Consider the following 19,741-nt stretch of genomic DNA (forward strand, 5'->3'; position numbering starts at 1 on the left):
GCCTTAACGCCGCGGTAATTGTTCGCGGGGTGCCAGCGTCTTGTCTTCGACAATGCTGACGCGCGCACCATTGGAAAGTTTTAATTGTCCTGACGTTACCACTCGATCACCGATAGATAACCCCTCGGTAATCAATGCATTGCTGCCACTGCGCTGATCGACAACCACTGTAGCCAGACGCACCGTGTCGTAGGTTTCCCCACCATCTTCCGGTGTAACCGTCTCAATCACATAGACTGTTTCGCCATAGAGCGTAAATGTAATTGCACTTTGCGGGATGACAATTTGATTGGCGAGCGTCGGCTGGAAAATTTTTACGGTGGCGTACATACCGGCGCGTAATAATTTATCGGCATTTGGAATCGTTGCCTGCACTTGCACCACACCGGATTTGTAATCTACGGCAGGTTCGATGGCGGTAATGGTGCCCTCAAATTGCCGCTCAGGAAATGCTGAAATATCCAGGCTGATCGACATGCCGGATTGAATGTATGGATAATCCTGTTCGGCCACAATAAAACGAATGCGCATCACATCAATATTCTCCAACCGCACCACTTCGGCACCAGGCTGGAGATATTGACCGAGGTTGACCTGGCGAATACCGGTAATGCCACTGAAAGGCGCACGAATTTCCCGCCGCGCAATGGTCGCTTTTAAACTATCAATATCCGCGAGCAGCGCATCGTAGGCGGCTTCGGCCTGATCTGCCTGGCTGCGCGACGCCATGGATTTTTGGGCAAGTTGTGCCAGCCGATCACGTTCACTTTTCACCGATGCGAGACGACTCTGGGCGCTCTGTAAATCCGCGCGCTCTTTGTCAGCATCCAACTGAACCAGCAGGTCACCTTCATTTACCGCTTGTCCCGACTCGAACAAGACATTACTGACCAGACCCGCCAGCGAGGCACTGAGCGTGACGCCGCGATCCGGCTCGATAAAGCCTATACCGTCGATTGTCGGAACCCAATCACTCGCACTCACCTGTACAGCCGTGACCGGCACAGTAGGCACCGGCAACGAGGCAAAATATTTCCCGATCATGACCTGCTTGAATGCGTAAAAACCAAATACGCTGCCAAAGATCAAACCGGCACCCACCAACATCCATAGCATCCATTTTTTCATGGCTATTCCCCTCAGGATTCCACTGCTGTGATCGCGTCCCAACTGGCCAGGACAATGTCTTCGAGCATCACGTCATCAATATCAATCAAACCGATCATGGCGTTCCGCGCCAGTGCAAAAAAGTGTTCAAACGCGAGCGAAAATAAAACTTCATTGGGAAGGTTTTTCAAACTGGCATCAGCTCGCCCGCTTTCAAAAAAGGTTATTAAAGGATAGAAGATTGTTTTGGCATCTGCGTGGCGATTACGCAGTACATCCGGCGGCAGATGATCAAATTGATTCTTGCTGAGCAAAATTTCAGGATTTTGTTTAAAGAAGCGCCAGAAACTCATGCATAGCTGGTGGAATTGATCGAACAGCGGTCGACGTGGATCATGGTCAGCAAAAATATGCTGTGCAACCTGCTCCATGATCTGGGCGTCCAATTGCAGGATGAGATCTTCCCGATCATTAAAATAGAGATACACCGTCCCCGCCGCGACACCCGCCAGATCGGCAACCTGTTTGATGGAAAAACCATGGAATCCCTTATGGGCCAGCAAGTGCAACGTGGCTTGCAAAATAGCTTCGCGTTTATTCATAGAGAACTCAGGTAATGGAATTTGGATAACACAATTGGGTACTGTGCATTTAGCTGTGAATGAAGGTTCATTCACAGAATAGTTGAGCTTTGTCAAAAAGACATAATAGATGACAGGAAATAATTGATCAGTGATGCCATGCCATCAACAAACGGCAAGGCATCACTATGGAGATTTCCGTTACATAATCAGGGGATAAAACTGACCTGATTGGTTTCCTGGTCAGCCGTGTGCTCCTGCAACCCACCACCCAGCGCTTTGTATAGCGTCAGTTGGTTGCGCGATTTGGCCAGCCGCATGGTAATCAATGCTTGCTGAGCGGTGTTCAAACTGCGCTGGGAATCGAGGACTTCAAGGTAGGAATCCACACCGCGTTGATAGCGCAATTCCGCCAATTCAAAACTGCGTGCTGACGCCGTTACCAAATCTTGCTGGGCCTCCAGTTGAGCGTCCAGGGTCGATTGGGATTGAAGGCTATCGCGCACTTCCTTGAACGCGGTTTGAATCGCTTTTTCGTAAACCGCAATATTCACATCCTTTTGTAACCTGGCCACATCAAGGTTCGCTGCATTGGCGCCCCAGGCGAAAATCGGCAGGGTGATTTGCGGTGAAAAACTCCAGGCGCGTGTCCCGCTGTCGAATAAATTATCCAACTCAGGGTTCGCATTTCCATAACTTCCAGTCAATGAAATGCGCGGAAAAAATGCGGCACGTGCCGCACCGATATTCGCATTAGCGGATCGCAAATTATATTCCGCCTGCAAGATATCAGGTCGCTGCAACAGGACCTCAGAGGTCACGGCATCGGGTAAGTCAGCAAGCATCACCTCGTCGTTCCAGACAGTCTGTAAATTGTCAGCATCCAACGACGTGCCCACCAATACTTCCAGCGCTGTAAAACTCGTGGCCAATTGCCGTTGATAAAGCGCTGCATCCACACGGGCAGAATGTAATGCGGTGGCCGCTTGACTCAAATCCAGCTCCGAAGCCAGACCGGAGTCATAGCGCCGTTTGACCATCGCGTAAGAATCCTGCCGTGCTTTTAAGGTGTTTTCCGTCAATGACAAAAGTTCTGTGTTGGACACCCAGGTAAAATAGGCGTCAGCCACTTCTGCTACAAGACTTAATTGCGTACTTTTGCGCGCTTGATCAGTGGCAAGATATTGTTCAAGCGCTGCATTTTTCAAACTTTGCACGCGGCCGAACAAATCCAGTTCGTAAGCGGAGATACCCACACCAGCAGCATACTGCTCAGCGATATAACTTTCGCCGGTTTCAGATATGGCCTCCGATACACGTTGCCGTGTGCCACTGCCAGTAGCATTCAGTGTCGGCAAAAGCTGTGCGCGCTGAATACGGTATTGCGCACGCACCTGCTCCACCGTTAATGCTGCCACCCGCAAATCGCGGTTATTTTCCAGCGCCTGCTCAATCAATGTCTGTAACTGTTGGTTGCGATAAAAGTCTCGCCAACCAATATCAGCAGCCATTTTTTCTGATTGCGCCGTCTCATTCAGTGCTACAGGTGCATCGGGGCGTTCATAATGCGGCGCCATGCTGCAGGCTGCCAGGGCGAGCAAACTGCTCGCACACAACAAGGGTTTTATGATGCGATTTATCATCATTGCGCTCCTGAATCTTTATCTGTGGCAACCGGTGCAGCATCAGCCTTACCAGACCAACGGTGAGCCAAGCGAAATACCACCACAAAAAATACCGGGACAAAGAAAATGGCAAGGATGGTGCCGGACAACATGCCGCCGAATACGCCGGTACCAATCGCGTTCTGGCTTCCAGAACCTGCCCCCGTACTGATCACCAGCGGCGTGACGCCGAGCATAAAGGCCATGGAGGTCATGATGATGGGACGCAGGCGCATACGCACAGCTTCCATAGTAGCCTTAATCAAATCCATGCCGTCCTCGTAAAGCGACTTGGCAAACTCCACGATCAAAATCGCATTCTTCGATGCAAGGCCGATGGTGGTTAACAAACCCACCTGGAAATAAACATCATTGGACATACCGCGCATCATCGCAAAGAGCACCGCACCCAACACACCGAGCGGCACCACCAGCATGACCGCAAAGGGTACTGACCAGCTCTCATACAACGCAGCCAGACAGAGAAACACCACCAGGATGGACAATGCATAAAGCAAGGGCGCCTGGTTGCCGGATTCACGCTCCTGCAAAGACATACCTGTCCATTGATAACCAATACCCTGTGGCAATTTGGTCATGATGTCTTCGACAGCCAGCATGGCATCACCGGAACTGATACCCGGAGCACCCTGCCCCAGAATATTTAACGATGGCACACCGTTGTAACGCTCCAGCCGCGGCGAACCGTAAATCCAGCGCCCAGACGTAAACGCCGACAAGGGCACCATCTCGCTCTGACTGTTGCGCACATACCAATTGCCGACATCGTCCGGCACCATACGGAAAGGCGCATCACCTTGCACGTACACGCGCTTGACGCGACCGTTATCGATGAAGTCGTTGACATAGCTCGGCGCCCACGCTGTGGTAAAGACATTGTTCACATCAGCAATGGACACACCCAACGCGGCGGCTTTCTCCTGGTTTACATCCAGCTTGTATTGCGGATTATCTTCCTGGCCATTGGGGCGCACGCCAACCAGACGCGAATCCTGCGCGGCCAAACCGAGAAATTGGTTACGTGCCTCCATCAAGGCATCGTGCCCTAAACCACCCAGATCCTGTAGCTGCAAATTGAAACCGGATGAGGTGCCCAATTGTGTAATCGCAGGCGGTACAAAGGGGAAAATCATGGCGTCCTTGATCTGTGAAAATGCGCCCATCGCGCGACCGGCGATACTGTGTACATCCTGCCCGTCGTCTTCACGTTCACTCCAGTCTTTCATCCCCACAAAGGCAATACCGTTATTCTGGCCACGACCGCTGAAGCTGAACCCGATGACGGAAAACACCGAACGGACCGTATCTTTTTCACTTTCCAGATAATGTTTTTCGATCTGATCCATCACGCCGATGGAACGTTCTTTTGTTGCTCCGACAGGCAGCGTCATTTGCGTGAACATGATGCCCTGATCTTCATCGGGTAAAAATGATGTCGGCAGACGAGTAAATAAAAAGCCGAGCAACAGGACGATCACCCCATAAATGAGCATGTAGCGGCCGGTCTTGCCGATCATGTTGCGCACACCGGACTGATACTTGTTTGTCGCACGATTAAAGTTGCGGTTGAACCAACCGAAGAAACCACCTTTTTCATAGTGATCGTGACTGACCGGCTTCAACATCGTTGCACAAAGTGCTGGCGTTAACGTCAAGGCAACCACCACCGACAAAATCATCGCGGACACAACCGTGATAGAAAACTGGCGATAAATAACACCGGTAGAGCCACCAAAAAATGCCATAGGCACAAACACAGCGGAGAGCACCAACGCAATACCAACCAGGGCACCGGTAATTTGCCCCATGGATTTTCGTGTAGCCTCCCGTGGTGACAGCCCGTCCTCCGCCATTACCCGTTCGACGTTTTCCACCACCACAATCGCATCATCCACCAACAAGCCGATGGCGAGCACCATCGCAAACATGGTGAGCGTATTGATTGAAAATCCGAAGGCAGACAAGACTGCAAATGTCCCCAGCAATACTACCGGTACCGCAATGGTAGGAATCAAGGTTGCGCGGAAATTTTGCAGGAAGAGATACATCACGAAGAACACCAGGATGATGGCTTCAATCAAGGTATGCACAACGGCGTTGATCGAAAGCTTTACAAACGGTGTTGTATCGTAGGGATAAACAATTTCCAGGTTGGGCGGAAAAAATTCTGATAACTCGTTAATCCGTTCACGCACCGCGTTGGCGGTATCCAATGCGTTGGCACCCGATGCGAGCGTGATTGCCATACCCGCCGCAGCCTGATCATTGTATTCCGTTTCAAAGGAATAGTTTTCACCACCCAATTCAACCCGCGCTACATTTTTCAGGCGAATCTGTGAGCCATCCTGATTAACGCGCAAGAGAATATTACCAAACTCCTCCGGTGTAGAAAGACGCGTTTGCACCACGATGCTGGAGTTGATTTCCTGGCCGGGGACCGCCGGTGCACCGCCTAATTCACCCGCGGCAATTTGCGCGTTTTGCGCCCGAATAGCGTCGGTGATATCACTGGTAACCAAACCGTAAGTTGCCAATTTATCGGCATCCAACCAGATGCGCATCGCATACTGTGAACCGAACAGTGTAATTTGCCCGACACCATTAACCCGGCTTAATTGGTCCTGCACATTGGCAGCAACGTAATCGGCAATATCGTATTTATCCATGCTGTTATCGGCGGATACAAAACCGATAACCATCAGGAAGCCCGCCGAAGATTTGGTTACGCGCACGCCCTGCTGCTGAACTTCTTGCGGCAACAAAGGCATGGAGGTTTGCAGTTTATTTTGCACCTGCACTTGCGCAATATCAGGATCAGTACCCGCCAAAAACGTCACGGTGACTTCACCGATACCACTGGAGTCACTGGTGGACGACATATACTGCACATTGTCGATACCGGTCAGCCCCTGCTCGATGATTTGAATCACGGTGTCCTGTACCGTTTGTGCAGACGCACCCGGATAGGTTGCGCGGATGCTGACTGCCGGCGGCGCAATGTCGGGATACTGGGCCACAGGCAGCTTCACAATGGAAAGCGTACCGGCCAGCATGATGATGATCGAGATAACCCAGGCAAAGACCGGGCGATCAATAAAAAACTTCGCCATACTGAATTACTCCCCGGTCTTGTCGGCAGCGATCTGTGCAGGCACGGCTTTAACCGGTGCACCTGGACGCACTTTTTGCAAACCTTCCACAATCACTTGATCACCCACGGCCAAGCCTTCTTCAACCAACCACTGGTCACCTACCGTCCGGCTGGTTTTTAACTGGCGCAGCTCAACGGTGCCGTCCTTACCCACCACCAACGCGGTGGCACCACCAGAACGGTCGCGTGTTACGCCGCGCTGGGAAACCAGGATGGCGTTATTGCGCAAGCCTTCCTGCAATTCAGTGCGCACAAACATACCGGGCAACAACAACCGGTCAGGGTTGGGAAATAGTGCCCGCAACGTGACGGTGCCAGTTGTTTCATTGACGCCGACTTCAGAAAACTGCAACACACCTTCGTGCTCGTATACCGAGCCATCTTCCAGTACGAGACGAACCCTGGCTTCGTCAACGCCGGCTACATTGCCTTTGATCATCTGGCGGCGCAGGGCCAACAACTCATCGACAGATTGGGAAACATCGACATAAATGGGGTCCAGTTGCTGAATGGTTGCCAGCACATCCGCCTGACCGGCGGTAACCAGCGCACCTTCCGTCACCGAGGACTTGCCGATAATCCCGCTGATGGGGGCGATTACTTTGGTGTATTTCAAATTGATGGCCGCCGTTTCTACCGCAGCCTTACCGGCTGCCAGGTTGGCGCGCGCCTGGCCGAGGCTGGCCAGCGCATCATCGTAATCCTGTTGACTGATCGCCTTGGCGGCCACCAGATCCTTGTAGCGTTTTTCACGGGCTTCGGCAGCCAGCAAGTTGGCTTCTGCACGCGCCAGTTCCGCTTTAGCGGTTGCGTGTGCCGCCCGATAGGTCGCTTCATCAATCTGATATAGCTGCGTACCGGCTTTGATGTCGGAGCCTTCTTCAAACAAACGCTTCTGGATAATCCCGGTCACCTGCGGGCGCACCTCCGCTCGGCGATAGGCAGTAGTTCGGCCCGGTAGATCAGCGACGAGCGGAACATCCGTGGTCGAAATGGTCACCACCCCTACTTCAACGGGCCCCTGTCCGGCACCGGCATTACTCGACTCGTTTGAGTCACAGGCGGACAAAAACATACCTAGAAGTCCTAAAGCCAAAAGCGTCAGGTTTCTGCTGCGTAACAACATGGTGAACCTCTCCAAAACATGATCCATGAGATAAGTGGGGATTGAGAAAGCGGAAAACATACATTTGTGTATGTTTCCGATTAAAACTGAATGACCGTTCAGTTTCAACAACCAAACGCCGAAAACGACGTAAAACCGCTTTTCTTTGCAAAAATTAACGTTAAAAAAGCCACTAATTAAAAAAATCTTGACAGCCACTACCATCTTTGTACAAATTCATCGGCAACATACATTCATGCCTGAATGTTAAACGAATTTCGGAAAAGCTGTTATGGCACGCAAAACAAAAGAGAATGCACTGGAAACCCGCAGCCAATTACTGGATGCGGCGGAAAAAGTATTCTTTGATAAAGGCTTCTCGCAAACCAGCTTGATGGACGTGGCAGAAGCCGCCAATATGACGCGCGGCGCTATTTACTGGCATTTCAAAAACAAAGGCGACCTGTTTGAGGCTATGGCTGATCGGGTTCGCCTGCCGCTGGAAAGCCTCTCTGAAGCCTGTACCGACCCGAATGAAAAAGACCCTTTGGGAAAACTGCGGGATTTCTTCGTTCAGGTTCTCAAAGAAAGTGCCCGCAACCCCAGGCGGCGGCGAGTTCTGACCATTTTGTTTCATAAATGTGAACTCAATGATGAGACACGGCAAGTTGAATTGCGTCGCCAGGCGGCCTGTTTCGAATACCTGCAACACACCGAGCAATGCCTGCAAAAAGCAATTGCACTCAAACAGTTACCGGCGGATCTTGATGTTCAACAGGCAGCCATCGCCAAATTGGGATTGGTCATGGGGCTTATCAGCCATTGGCTGTTCATGCCCGGCAGTTTCGACCTGGAAAATACTGCTGAGACTATGGTGGACAGTTATTTCTCCATGTTGCAACACAGCCCGCACCTGTTAAAAAAACACTAGCGCAAGTAACCCTCGAATAGGTAAGGTGGCCCTTCAGGAAGTCTTCACCCGTCAGGAACAGCAATATGCTGAATGACCTCTCATATAAGCAAAATCATCTGCTTGCGGTTTTACCTGCGGATGTGCAGGAACGCTTGTTTCCCCACCTTGAGCTTGTGCCCCTACCTCTTGGCAAAGTGTTATACGAATCCGGTGATACCGTTCAACATGTGTACTTCCCTACTGATGCGATAGTGTCGTTATTGTATGTATTGGAAAACGGTGCTTCGGCAGAGATCGCCGTCGTGGGCAATGAAGGCGTGGTCGGTGTGGCTTTGTTTATGGGTGGCGAAAGCACACCCAGCCGCTCCGTAGTACAAAGCGCAGGCCATGCCTATCGAATACGGGGCCAGCAACTCAAGGATGAATTCAATTATCACGGCGATTTTATGCAATTGCTGCTGCGCTATACCCAATCCCTCATCACGCAGATGTCGCAAACAGCAGTATGCAATCGCCATCACTCCATTGATCAGCAATTATGTCGTTGGCTTTTGCTTTCTTTGGATCGACTGTCTGGCTCCCAGCTCATTATGACGCAGGAATTAATCGCCAATATGTTAGGTGTGCGACGTGAAGGGGTTACAGATGCGGCCGGCAAATTACAGCGACTGGGCGCTATTACTTATCGACGAGGAAGAATCACCGTGTTAGATCGAGGTATGCTCGAAAAACTGAGCTGCGAATGTTATGCGGTAGTGAAGAAAGAAACCGATCGTCTGCTGCACTATGTGCCTGCACGTAAAACGTTGTAACTCACTTCACAAAATTGAATTTACAAAACGTACAAGCACCCAGCAGTTTTTTATCTCATTGACGTAACCATGTTGTTGATGATGACCTCGACCCGACGATTCATCTGCCGACCAGAGGCAGAATCATTGCCAGCCACCGGCTCTCCCTCTCCCTTGCCCACGACCGAAATACGGCTTTTTGGTATACCCTGATCTAGTAAGTAGGATTGCACCGCAGCAGCGCGCCGTTCCGAAAGGCGAAAATTCGAATCATCACTGCCCACGTTGTCAGTGTGGCCTTCAATGCTCACCTGGCGATCTTCGTAGCGAGTCAGAAAGGCAGCAAGCTTTTCCAGGTTATTGGCTGTTCCCGCCCTAAGATCGGACTTACCCGTTTCAAACAACAGGTCGCCCAAGGTTACAACCAATCCGCGATCCGTCTCTTTTGCATTGAGTTCATCTATTTCGCGCTGCAAATCTTCGGTTTCACGACGAGCGTCATCTGCTTCTATGCGTGCTGCATCCGCATCATCACGAGCGCGGTCTGCTTCACGTGTGCGAGAATCAAGGCGCGCCGTATCAGCCTGTTGCCCTAAGGCTTCACGCTGATCCTCCAGCAGACGGGCCTGGGCTTGATGACTGGCGATATCGACCTTACGGTCCGCGACCGTCACCAGGTGTCGGGCGTACTCTTTATCCTTTTCAGGCTTTTCAGCTATGCGCACAGCCTGCTCCGCTTCTTTGATCGCTATCGGTGCGCGATTGGCCAATTGCGGATCAGATTGCAATGCTGTCAATTTACTCCGCACGTTATCAGCCCCCTCCGGTGCAAGAGGGCCGGTAGTACAAGCACCCAAAAGTGACGCGGCTATCACAGCGGAAAGTATGTTGCTTGAGTGAATGAATGTTTTCATTTCCGGACTCCTGTATTACGGTTCATTTCCTGCTTCAATGTTTGCGTACTTTCTTGCATGTCATCGTTAACAATCTGTGCTCTGGCCGTAGCCGCCTTGGCCGTTGCCAACTCAGCATCAAGCGCAGACTCAACTGCCAAGCGTTGCGCAAGAACCATGTCTTCGTTCTGCACTGCCATTCGAGCTGCAGCCAGTTTTTCTCGCGCTTCGCTCAATTCAAGCGATGAGTAATCAGCCACACGCGCTTGCTCGGCATTAGCGATGGCCAACTCTGCCATTTGTAATGCTTGGGAGGGAGGCTTAGGTGTGGTCGAACATGCTGCCACCATCAATAGACCGCCGACCAGACTGGCGACAAGAAAGCTTGATTTACCGGCTGGCCGGCGTGAGGGAACCCCGTCAATGTTCGGGGAATTAATCTTGGTAATAATCATATTGGTCACTCCATTAGGGTGTGCCGGCACCTCATTTTCGGCACTGGCTACAGCTGTTTGCGTAAGTTAAAACGGATGATGGAACGCTCACCAACTGGCTGTTAAATTCCTTGGGTGAACTTTAGAGATAGCAATCAACAGCGTTAGCTTTCTTCACTGTCGATCTCAAAAAGACAGTATCTACTGGTATAAAATGCTCTGATTAGAACCCGAGTTCGTCAGACTTAACATCCTTCACACCACGGATATTCCGTGCGAGCTCAACGGCCAGCGCGTGTTCAGCACTGTTTTTCAACGTTCCTTTGAGGATGACTATCCCTTGCGCGGTGCTTACATCAATGACTGAATCAGTAATGCTGTTTGAGTAACGAAAAGTCGACCTCACTTTGCTGGTAATCCAACTATCAACGACGACTGGGGGTGTAGCATTCCAGTAATTGTTAGTGTTTTTTCCTGATGAAGTATTCGCGTAATTAATTAACAAGAGATTTTTAACCGACTCCACGCCTCGCGTACTCAAAGCCAGGCTACCGGCCAGTGTTCTTGATTCACTATCTTCGGTGGTGCCACGCAAAGTAACGTCTCTGCCTGTTGTCTCAATATAGGTGGATTCACTATCCCTGTATTTACTCCATATAAGTTTGGATTTAATCGTCGCAGTAATCGTTACATCATCAATTTCCTCAGCATAACCGTGCGATGCGGACAAGGGTATGTATCCAGCGTCAATAACCAACTGATTGTCAATTACCTTTATTCCTTGCACGTGTCGGGCGATCTGGCTCGCAAGCTCCTTGCTCATGGCTTCATTAACTGTGCCGGTCAATGTCACTTTCCCATCATCAACCAATACATTGATGTTATTGCCGCGCAAATAGGGATTGAGGGTATAGGTGGTCCATAACTGGGCTTCTTGTCGAGCATCAATAACGGTTTGGGAATTCAGGAGGTTTGCAGCATCCGTGTCATCAACCGTTACCGGTAACACATATGCAAAAATAAGGAAAAGAAAGAAGATTTTGGCGAATGTATACATCATGTTTCTCCATAACCTGACAGCTTGAACCTGTTAAAAGCAGCCAGACGGCTGCTCCTTTAAGCGTGTTTCGCCTCCCTGGCACAATGCAATTTTAAGAAAGAGAACAGAAGTAAATTTACAAAATGCACGATTGGAAAAAATCGTTAACTTGCTTGTATGCATCTGCATGGCTGATCGTGTAACGATCTCGCACAAGTGCTTTCAGCGTATATGCCTGACCGCCTGACTTCACCAGCTCTTCCTCCGTTAACTTGCTCCACTTCCTTCGTGCGGCATTAATATTCTGCATCCACTGCCGATCAGATTCTTCCCTGGCAAGTGCACTTTTTTCCTTTTGAAATCCTTCTTGTTGCACTGCTCCACAAGCTTGAGCTGCCCCCTGAGGTTGTCCTTGTTGACTGTGCTGCCCTGGTAACGGATGTTTTTCTTCACCCGCGATATCATCCGAAGTTACATACAAGGATCGCTGCATGTTTCGCTGTTGTTGTATCTGTTGTTTTTGTTGCTGCACTATCTGGCCAGGTGTTTCTTGCGGGCCAAGCGCTTCTTGGTCCTTACGCGAGAGCTCAGATACCCCAACCGTTGGGGCTGCAATAGGTTGGTTTGGGGTAAAAAAATCCGGGGTTCGTTTGGGAGAGTCCGACATCTTCTTTTTGTCGTTGTATTCATAATGCTGATTCATAAAAACCTCCATATAAACTCCAGGATCTATAAGCTTACAGATTGGCGGAATTTATTAAGATGACACTATCAGTAAAATAATACAAAAGTCGGTGCGCTATCCCGCTTATTATTGTTAAAGGTCAATTTTTGTACGAGGAAGCTGGCTCACAGATCACAACAGAACCCTCCTATTGCATTTTCTACATAACGAATATCTGGCAAGGGTCAACACTGCTCCTGCCCTGCACTTTGCTCTGGCGAGTGAATTAATGAGACCTTGAATGGTCTATTTCCCCGTTACATTGATCAAAAACCCTACTACAGCTCAGATATTGACCTTTTTAAGGATTAACCTAGCAGAATAGGGTTGCTAGCCTGCTTAAGTCCAAGTGAGCTATAGTAAGGACTGCCTTGGCAACGACATCCAGCTGTTCCGAAATGCGTCCGATGCGAGTAAATAATCGATATTGTGGGATACGATCCGGGTGAACATTTATCGACGCTACCCGGCATGCCCAACCATGAGATCCTGTCTATGTACACCGCTTTTACAAGAAATATCGTTAAACCTTTCCTGTTAACCCTGCTTTTAGCAACCTATGGCGTAAATACCCTGGCCTTACCGGCCCTGAAACAAACGCCTGAACAGGAAAAAGCGGCAATTGAAGTTGTCACCCAACTACATAAAAAACATTACCGCGATCAGGAATTGGATGATGCACTTTCCGCGCGCTTTCTCGACGATTATTTAAAAGCACTCGATCCCGCCAAGAATTATTTTCTGCAAGGCGACATTGATGAGTTTGAAAAAAACCGCAAGAAATTCGACGATTATTTGAAGAAGGGCGACCTCAGCCAAGGCTTTGCTATTTTTAACCGATACAACGAGCGGGTAGAAAAGCGCCTGGATGCCATACTCGCACAGTTGGCTGACGAAACGGTAAAGTATAATTTTGAAGTGGAAGAATCTATTTCCACAGATTGGGAAAATGCCCAATGGCCCGCCAACCAAAAAGAAGCCGATGCCTTATGGCAGAAACGCATCAAATTTAATCTGCTCAACCTGATGCTGACAGGTAAAACAATTGAAGAAAGTAAAACCACACTTGAAAAACGTTTTAAAAATCAATTGCGCCGGGTAAAGCAACAGGATTCAGAAGAAGTCTTCAGCGTAATGATGAACTCGCTGACCATGCTTTACGATCCGCACACCAATTATCTGTCCCCGCGCAATGCAGAAAATTTTAATATCAATATGGCTCTGTCACTGGAAGGCATTGGCGCCGTGCTGCAAAGTGAAGATGAATATACCAAGGTCATGCGCCTGGTACCGGCAGGTCCGGCGGCGAAGCAAGGTGAATTAAAACCGGCAGACCGTATTGTCGCGATTGGTCAAGGCACAGAAGGCGAGATGGTTGATGTAGTCGGTTGGCGTCTTGATGAAGTGGTCGATCTGATTCGCGGAAAAAAAGACACCATAGTGCGCCTGGAAGTCTTGCCGGCTAAAGCCAGCCCCGGCAACAGTAAAGTTATCAGTATCAAACGCGAGAAGGTCAAACTGGAAGAACAGGCCGCGAAGAAACATATCTTCAATGTCGGCGAAGGCGAACATATTTTTAAAGTTGGCGTTATCGACATACCTACTTTTTATATGGACTTCGAAGCCTACCGTAATCGCGATCCAAACTACAAAAGCACCACCCGTGACGTGTTTAATTTACTGGGCGAACTCAGCGAAGAAAATGTTGACGGTGTGATTATTGACCTGCGCGAAAACGGCGGTGGTTCATTACAGGAAGCGGCGGCGTTGACAGATTTGTTTGTCGATCCGGGCCCCGTGGTGCAGATTCGCCAAAGTAATGAAGTTATTTCACGCAGCTACCGCTCCTATTCACCGGCAGTGTATCGCGGTCCGGTGGTGATTCTTGTTGATCGCCTCAGTGCGTCAGCATCCGAAATTTTTGCGGGCGCTATTCAGGATTACAGCCGTGGCATTATTATCGGTACCCAATCCTTCGGTAAGGGCACTGTACAGTCTATGTTGCCATTGAAACATGGCGACCTGAAAATTACTGAATCGAAGTTTTACCGAATTTCCGGTGATAGTACACAACACCGTGGCGTAGTACCGGATATTGAATTGCCGACGTTGATCGACACCGAAGAAGTGGGCGAAAGCAGTTATGACAACGCCCTGCCTTGGGATCGTATTCATGCTGTGAAACATGATAAATATTTTGATATACCCGCACTCTTGCCTGCCATCAATCAACGTCATGAAGCGCGGATAAAAACTGATCCTGATTTTGTTTTCCTGCGCGAACAGCGTGCCATGGCAGATGAAAACAATGAGAAAAAAGCTGTTTCATTACGCAAAACCACCCGCGAACTGGAACAAAAGCAGATGGAACAACGTATCCTGGTAATGGAGAATCGTCGACGCAAAGCAAAAGGGCTGGAGCCCTACGCGTCCTATGAGGACATTAAAGATACCGATGCCGCTGTTGGCGAAGACGGCGAGGAGATCATCAGCGCCGAGCCGGAGAAGATTGATCCTGCCAATGATCCCTTCCTGAATGAAGCAGGACAAGTGCTGGCAGACTTTATCCTCGAATTGCAAAAAAATGAAAAAACCCGACTGGCAAATTTTTAATTCTCACAACCATTCACCTGAACCCGGATAGCGATATCCGGGTTTTTACTTTTTAACCTGCTGATTAATCTTAACCACTATGAAAGTCGTTTCATTTAATATCAACAGTATTCGTTCACGCCCACACCAACTGAAAGCCGTCGTTGATAAATACGCGCCGGATTTTATTGGCCTGCAAGAAACCAAGGTCAACGACCCGGATTTTCCCCTGGCAGATATTGAAGCTTTGGGTTACCACGTGGCCTACCATGGACAAAAAACTCACTATGGCGTTGCGCTATTATCCAAACACCCTTTCCTGAGCGTGATTAAAGGCTTTCCGGAAGACGGCGAGGACGCGCAACGGCGTTTTATCGGCGGTACTTTTGCATCGCCCCTGGGTGGTGAAATTACCATATTAAATGGTTATTTTCCCCAAGGCGAAAGCCGCGACCATCCGATCAAGTTTCCCGCCAAGCAAAAATATTATGCAGACCTGTTTGCTTACCTCAACAGCGCACATAAACCGGACAATCAGATTCTGCTCATGGGCGATATGAATATCTCCCATCAGGATTGCGATATCGGCATCGGTGAAGAAAATCGCAAACGCTGGTTGCGCACCGGCAAGTGCAGTTTCTTACCGGAGGAGCGTGAGTGGCTGGCACAATTGATGAGTTGGGGTTTGAAAGATACGTTCCGTGAGTTAATGCCGGATGATAACAGTCTGTTCAGCTGGTTTGATTACCGCAGTCGCGGTTTCGAAGATAACCCGCGCCGTGGATTGCGTATTGATTTGATTCTGGCTTCGCATAATCTTCAGGAGCGTTGTATGGAAGCCGGTATTGATTATGAAATTCGCAGTATGGAACGACCTTCCGATCACTGTCCGATTTGGGCCAGGTTTCAATAAGAGCTGATCAACTGGTTTATGAACTTCGTAGTTCGTTTGTCATTAGGGCCTCTGTTTCGAAAACGCATAACAAATTGGCAGGAAGCCAATTTGCACAGCGAAGCTGCCCGTGTAGGGTGAGCCACAAGGATGTGGCGAATGAATCTTCCCTGTAGCTCCCTCAAGTCATCCATGACTTGAGGGTTTCGAAACAGAGGCCCTAACGCCAAACTTGCATCGTGCAAACATCACCTATCTATATTCCACAATAACAAGCGCAATATTTTTTGTTATTGATAAAACGAAATATCCAGTAAATGTAATTCACTGTTGGCTTTATCAACCGCACGCACAGCCAAATACAGTTTATGCCGACCAACACTTTCCGTCATTTTTAACACATCTCTGCCATAGGTATCGATCGTCGTTTCCGTGCCCACACCGGCAGCGACAACACGTCCGTCTGGCTGATCTATACGCAGTTCATAAGCCCACTTGGTGGGATTTTTGGTAATCCAGCGGCCGAGCTGGATGGACTTGACACTGCGCAAATCAAATTCACCCAAGGGAGCAACACGCCAAGTGTCACTGCCTGCGTCGGTTGTGAGGGTATTCAGTTGATAATAACTACCCAGTTTGAAATCATCCGGCGCGGTGGTTTTGGTAAACAAATCCGGCAGCAGGAAGCGCGGGACGATAAGGCGCAGGGTTTTATTTACCGTGATGGGACCAATGACATCACCGCCCTTGTCCGTATAAGACGCCGACAAGGTATATGCCTGACGGAACATCGCCCTTTCTTCGCCACTCAAGTCAGTGGTCCGGTTAAATATATCTTGCGTCAATTTGTGATCGCGTAACGCGAGTTTGCCTGACAACGGCAAACTGTCCTGAGCCGACTGTGCGTGAGACAGTACATAGGTCGCCAAGGCCGTGCGATCTTCTTCATTTAAATGAGCAAACGATGGCATGGCGGTTTCACCCCAGGCGCCTGCACCGCCGTCAGCAATTTTCTTGACCAGATACGCCAACCCTTCAGGATCATCCTGATAACGTTTTGCCACGGAGGTAAATGACGGACCAACGGAAGGCGCATCAATCTGATGACAAGCTGTACAGGCATTGGCTTCAACCAGATCTTTGCCGACTACGTTGGCACTGGCAGTTTGATGCCCCGCCGCGGCAGCCTGCTCTTCCATGCCGCCAAAATTAAGTTGCACCATCGCATGACTGGCATCACCCTCTTTCGCCGTTATCTTGCCGTCCTCTTTATCGGTAATGTCTATTTGGTAGCCAATGGAACGGGTACCGGGCCAATAGAAAGATGTGTTGCCATCTAACTGGATATTAATCTCAGCCGGCGCATTCCCCACGTCAACCTGAGCCTCGGCGGTCGAGCTGCTGCCGTAAGAATCTGTTGCAGTCAATTTCACCAGGTAACTGCCCGCATCAGTGAAATTCAGCGAGACAGTTTCACCATCACCCAGCGCTTGTTGCGTCGCAGAATTACCCACCATCTCTGATGTCCAGTTGAAGCTGAGTGTATCGCCATCCAGATCCACACTCTCGGCCGCTGAGGCGGTTGCCGCCAGCGGAGTTGCGCCTTGTGCAACATCGAGCGTTATAACCGGGCTCGGTGGACGATTGCCGGGACCGACATACTCAATGCGCGCCAAACCGGAATCAGGATTTCCGGTAAACCAGGCCGTGCCGTACTCCAGCACATACAAACTGCCATCCGGTGCGAAGCGTGCAGCAATCGGCAGGGTGTAGCTGATTTGCGGTGCAAAGGGCTCAATCTTTTCAATACGCCCGACCTCATCGAAGCTGACGACCTTCACCCAATTGCGCATGAAATCCAGGATAAATAATTTGTTATCGTAATATTCAGGATAGCGGTGTGTACCCGCTGGATAATCTTTGGAACGATAAACATCGGCGACCAGCGCCGTGCGACCACCGCTGCCAACCTCAGGAAAGGTTTCAGAATTAGTGTAGGGATACCAGATCAATGCCGGTTGAGCGGGCGGTAATTGTTTGGCACCGGTATTGCGCGGAGAGTTATTGATCGGCGCCAGCGGATTAAACAGCCGGCCGGTGGATTTCTCTGTGGCATAGTCGTACTCAAGGTACGGCTGGTTGTTACCAATGATCAACGGCCAACCAAAATTTCCCGCCTCGGTTACGCGATTAACCTCGTCATAGGCTCGGGTGCCCTGCTTTTCTGAAGGCAAACTTGCATCCGGCCCCACATCACCGAAATAAAGTGTTTCGGTATCCTTATCAAAGGTCACGGTGAAAGGATTGCGCGCACCCATCACATAAATTTCCGGGCGGCCTTCCTTGCCGTCGGCAAATAAATTGCCGGCGGGGATTTTATAGCTGCCATCATCCTGGGGAATAATGCGTAAAATTTTGCCGCGCAAATCCTGAGTATTACCAGCACCGCGCAACGCGTCAAAGTGCTTGCGGTCTTCGCGCATATCGATGGGTGCATAACCATTTTGTTCATGGGGATTGGTGTTGTCGCCCGTCGAGAAAAAGACTTCACCGTTGTTACCGAAGGCGATATCGCCGCCGGTGTGACAACAGGTTTCATCAATCTGATATTCAAGCAGCAATTGCTCTGACGCCGCGTTGATCTGACTATCCTGCCACTTAAAGCGAGCCAGTCGCTGCCAATAGCTGCCGTCTTCCTTACGCGCGTTGTAGCCCACGTAAATCCAGGAGGATTGTGCGACATCCGGTGGAATACCCACACCGATCAAGCCCCATTCCATATAGCCGTGATAAGCAACGTCTATTTTTCCGGCATCGCGGGTCTCACCGGTTTTATAATCCACTAATTTGAAGCTACCGGGACGCTCGGCAATCAAGGCATCACCATTGGCGAAAAAATCAAAGCCCATCGGCTCGTTAAGACTTTGCACGAGGGTTTTCTTGATAAAGCGATTGTGTTCCGGACGTGCGCGGCTGTAATCCAGTGTGGGTTTTCCGCCCACGGCATATTTCAAGCCGCCAAGCAGATGTTCAAGAAAACGTGAATTGGAAAAGACTTCTGTAGTGTGTCCCATACCGGTATAAAACGATCGCCCACCGTCGTAATCGTGATACCAGGCAATGGGATGGTATTCGCCATGCAAGCCGCCGATGTACGTACTTTCATCCAACATCAGCAAATCTTTTTTCAATGGATAGAGATCGCGATAATCGTACCACTCATCAACCATGCTAAAGGTTTCTGGCAGCGCCTCTGTAGCGGGATGTTGGTGCGCGGTGACATTTAATTGGGCGCGCTGGACATTGCTCGGATTGCCCGGATGGCTCCTGAACACAGCACCGACCAGATTGCGATACCAATGCCAGTCACCTTCCCACTCGGTATCTGCCGCCGCGTGAATACCGACAAAGCCGCCGCCTGCCTGTATAAAACGCTCCATCGCCATTTCCTGATCTTCGTTCAACACATCCAACGTGGTGTTCAGAAAAACCAGAGCGTTATAGGTCGATAATTCCGCATCGTTAAACAGGCTTGAATCTTCTGTCGCCACCACGGTAAAACCATGATCTGTTCCCAGCTTTTCCAGAGCCGCAATGCCCGCTGGAATGGAGTCGTGGCGCCAACCGCTGGTTTTGGAGAACACCAGTACCCGCGCACCTGTAATATCCTGTGTAAAGGCTGCGTCTTTGGTTTTGGTATCCGTTACGGATTGCTGATCTTTATCAGCCTTGCCACAGGAAACCAAAAGCGAACACGCTATAACACTTGTGGCGAGAAAAGCCGTAACTTTTTTTGCGAGGCTATACATGGGGGCACCTATATCATGATCATGG

14 protein-coding genes are annotated in these 19,741 nt (G+C 49.8%); 4 read left to right on the forward strand and 10 right to left on the reverse strand.

What is annotated here, in order from left to right:
* Window positions 1-3: 3 nt before the first annotated feature.
* From CBR65_RS06055 to CBR65_RS06075, 5 genes are all read right to left on the reverse strand, one after another.
* Complete coding sequence (locus CBR65_RS06055) at window positions 4-1,128, reverse strand: efflux RND transporter periplasmic adaptor subunit (RefSeq protein ID WP_087466029.1); 1,125 nt, start codon at window positions 1,126-1,128, stop codon at window positions 4-6.
* A gap of 11 nt (window positions 1,129-1,139) precedes the next feature.
* A complete protein-coding gene (locus CBR65_RS06060) occupies window positions 1,140-1,709 on the reverse strand; it encodes a TetR/AcrR family transcriptional regulator (protein ID WP_087466030.1) in 570 nt (189 codons plus the stop codon).
* Between the two features lie 188 nt (window positions 1,710-1,897).
* Complete coding sequence (locus tag CBR65_RS06065) at window positions 1,898-3,334, reverse strand: efflux transporter outer membrane subunit (RefSeq protein WP_304441688.1); 1,437 nt, start codon at window positions 3,332-3,334, stop codon at window positions 1,898-1,900.
* Window positions 3,331-6,483 carry an efflux RND transporter permease subunit gene (locus CBR65_RS06070; RefSeq protein ID WP_087466032.1) on the reverse strand — a complete coding sequence of 1,051 codons (3,153 nt, stop codon included), beginning with the start codon at window positions 6,481-6,483 and terminating at the stop codon, window positions 3,331-3,333. The genes CBR65_RS06065 and CBR65_RS06070 overlap by 4 nt, the downstream gene beginning before the upstream one ends.
* 6 nt (window positions 6,484-6,489) lie before the next feature.
* Window positions 6,490-7,650 (reverse strand): efflux RND transporter periplasmic adaptor subunit, encoded by a 1,161-nt coding sequence (locus CBR65_RS06075; protein WP_087468942.1) that lies wholly within the window; start codon window positions 7,648-7,650, stop codon window positions 6,490-6,492.
* 271 nt (window positions 7,651-7,921) lie between these two features.
* Here CBR65_RS06075 and CBR65_RS06080 point away from each other — a divergent pair, with 271 nt between their 5' ends.
* Both CBR65_RS06080 and CBR65_RS06085 read left to right on the forward strand, forming a co-directional pair.
* Entirely contained in the window at window positions 7,922-8,560 is a 639-nt protein-coding gene (locus CBR65_RS06080; protein WP_087466033.1) for a TetR family transcriptional regulator, read from the forward strand.
* Window positions 8,561-8,625: 65 nt separating this feature from the next.
* Window positions 8,626-9,354, forward strand: coding sequence for a Crp/Fnr family transcriptional regulator (locus tag CBR65_RS06085; RefSeq protein ID WP_087466034.1), 729 nt, complete (start codon window positions 8,626-8,628; stop codon window positions 9,352-9,354).
* 50 nt (window positions 9,355-9,404) lie between these two features.
* Here CBR65_RS06085 and CBR65_RS06090 read toward each other — a convergent pair whose 3' ends face one another.
* The 4 genes from CBR65_RS06090 to CBR65_RS06105 all read right to left on the reverse strand — a co-directional run bounded on the left by CBR65_RS06090 (window position 9,405) and on the right by CBR65_RS06105 (window position 12,402).
* Window positions 9,405-10,247: an OmpA family protein gene (locus CBR65_RS06090; RefSeq protein ID WP_087466035.1), complete on the reverse strand. Its 843-nt coding sequence runs from the start codon at window positions 10,245-10,247 to the stop codon at window positions 9,405-9,407.
* A complete protein-coding gene (locus tag CBR65_RS06095) occupies window positions 10,244-10,681 on the reverse strand; it encodes a DUF4398 domain-containing protein (RefSeq protein WP_087466036.1) in 438 nt (145 codons plus the stop codon). The genes CBR65_RS06090 and CBR65_RS06095 overlap by 4 nt, the downstream gene beginning before the upstream one ends.
* Before the next feature lie 202 nt (window positions 10,682-10,883).
* Window positions 10,884-11,720: a BON domain-containing protein gene (locus CBR65_RS06100; protein ID WP_087466037.1), complete on the reverse strand. Its 837-nt coding sequence runs from the start codon at window positions 11,718-11,720 to the stop codon at window positions 10,884-10,886.
* Between the two features lie 115 nt (window positions 11,721-11,835).
* A complete protein-coding gene (locus CBR65_RS06105; protein WP_157671988.1) occupies window positions 11,836-12,402 on the reverse strand; it encodes a hypothetical protein in 567 nt (188 codons plus the stop codon).
* Window positions 12,403-12,918: 516 nt separating this feature from the next.
* On the opposite strand from CBR65_RS06105, the gene CBR65_RS06110 reads away from it, so the two are divergent.
* Together CBR65_RS06110 and xthA are read left to right on the forward strand one after the other, a co-directional pair.
* Window positions 12,919-15,036, forward strand: a complete 2,118-nt coding sequence (locus CBR65_RS06110; protein WP_087466039.1) for a carboxy terminal-processing peptidase — start codon at window positions 12,919-12,921, stop codon at window positions 15,034-15,036.
* 79 nt (window positions 15,037-15,115) lie between these two features.
* Window positions 15,116-15,928, forward strand: coding sequence for an exodeoxyribonuclease III (gene xthA / locus CBR65_RS06115; protein WP_087466040.1), 813 nt, complete (start codon window positions 15,116-15,118; stop codon window positions 15,926-15,928).
* A gap of 269 nt (window positions 15,929-16,197) precedes the next feature.
* Here xthA and CBR65_RS06120 read toward each other — a convergent pair whose 3' ends face one another.
* The gene (locus CBR65_RS06120) at window positions 16,198-19,716 is read right to left on the reverse strand and encodes a ThuA domain-containing protein (RefSeq protein WP_087466041.1); all 3,519 of its coding nucleotides are present in this window, start codon (window positions 19,714-19,716) and stop codon (window positions 16,198-16,200) included.
* Between the last annotated feature and the right edge of the window lie 25 nt (window positions 19,717-19,741).

Source organism: Cellvibrio sp. PSBB006, from assembly GCF_002162135.1.
Classification (GTDB): Bacteria; Pseudomonadota; Gammaproteobacteria; order Pseudomonadales; family Cellvibrionaceae; genus Cellvibrio.

Excerpts from the sequence above, each read along its gene's own strand:
- CBR65_RS06055 (WP_087466029.1), bottom strand. The coding sequence starts at position 1,128 with ATGAAAAAATGGATGCTATGGATGTTGGTGGGTGCCGGTTTGATCTTT.
- CBR65_RS06060 (WP_087466030.1), bottom strand. The coding sequence starts at position 1,709 with ATGAATAAACGCGAAGCTATTTTGCAAGCCACGTTGCACTTGCTGGCC.
- CBR65_RS06065 (WP_304441688.1), bottom strand. The coding sequence starts at position 3,334 with ATGATGATAAATCGCATCATAAAACCCTTGTTGTGTGCGAGCAGTTTG.
- CBR65_RS06070 (WP_087466032.1), bottom strand. The coding sequence starts at position 6,483 with ATGGCGAAGTTTTTTATTGATCGCCCGGTCTTTGCCTGGGTTATCTCG.
- CBR65_RS06075 (WP_087468942.1), bottom strand. The coding sequence starts at position 7,650 with ATGTTGTTACGCAGCAGAAACCTGACGCTTTTGGCTTTAGGACTTCTA.
- CBR65_RS06080 (WP_087466033.1), top strand. The coding sequence starts at position 7,922 with ATGGCACGCAAAACAAAAGAGAATGCACTGGAAACCCGCAGCCAATTA.
- CBR65_RS06085 (WP_087466034.1), top strand. The coding sequence starts at position 8,626 with ATGCTGAATGACCTCTCATATAAGCAAAATCATCTGCTTGCGGTTTTA.
- CBR65_RS06090 (WP_087466035.1), bottom strand. The coding sequence starts at position 10,247 with ATGAAAACATTCATTCACTCAAGCAACATACTTTCCGCTGTGATAGCC.
- CBR65_RS06095 (WP_087466036.1), bottom strand. The coding sequence starts at position 10,681 with ATGATTATTACCAAGATTAATTCCCCGAACATTGACGGGGTTCCCTCA.
- CBR65_RS06100 (WP_087466037.1), bottom strand. The coding sequence starts at position 11,720 with ATGATGTATACATTCGCCAAAATCTTCTTTCTTTTCCTTATTTTTGCA.
- CBR65_RS06105 (WP_157671988.1), bottom strand. The coding sequence starts at position 12,402 with ATGAATCAGCATTATGAATACAACGACAAAAAGAAGATGTCGGACTCT.
- CBR65_RS06110 (WP_087466039.1), top strand. The coding sequence starts at position 12,919 with ATGTACACCGCTTTTACAAGAAATATCGTTAAACCTTTCCTGTTAACC.
- xthA (WP_087466040.1), top strand. The coding sequence starts at position 15,116 with ATGAAAGTCGTTTCATTTAATATCAACAGTATTCGTTCACGCCCACAC.
- CBR65_RS06120 (WP_087466041.1), bottom strand. The coding sequence starts at position 19,716 with ATGTATAGCCTCGCAAAAAAAGTTACGGCTTTTCTCGCCACAAGTGTT.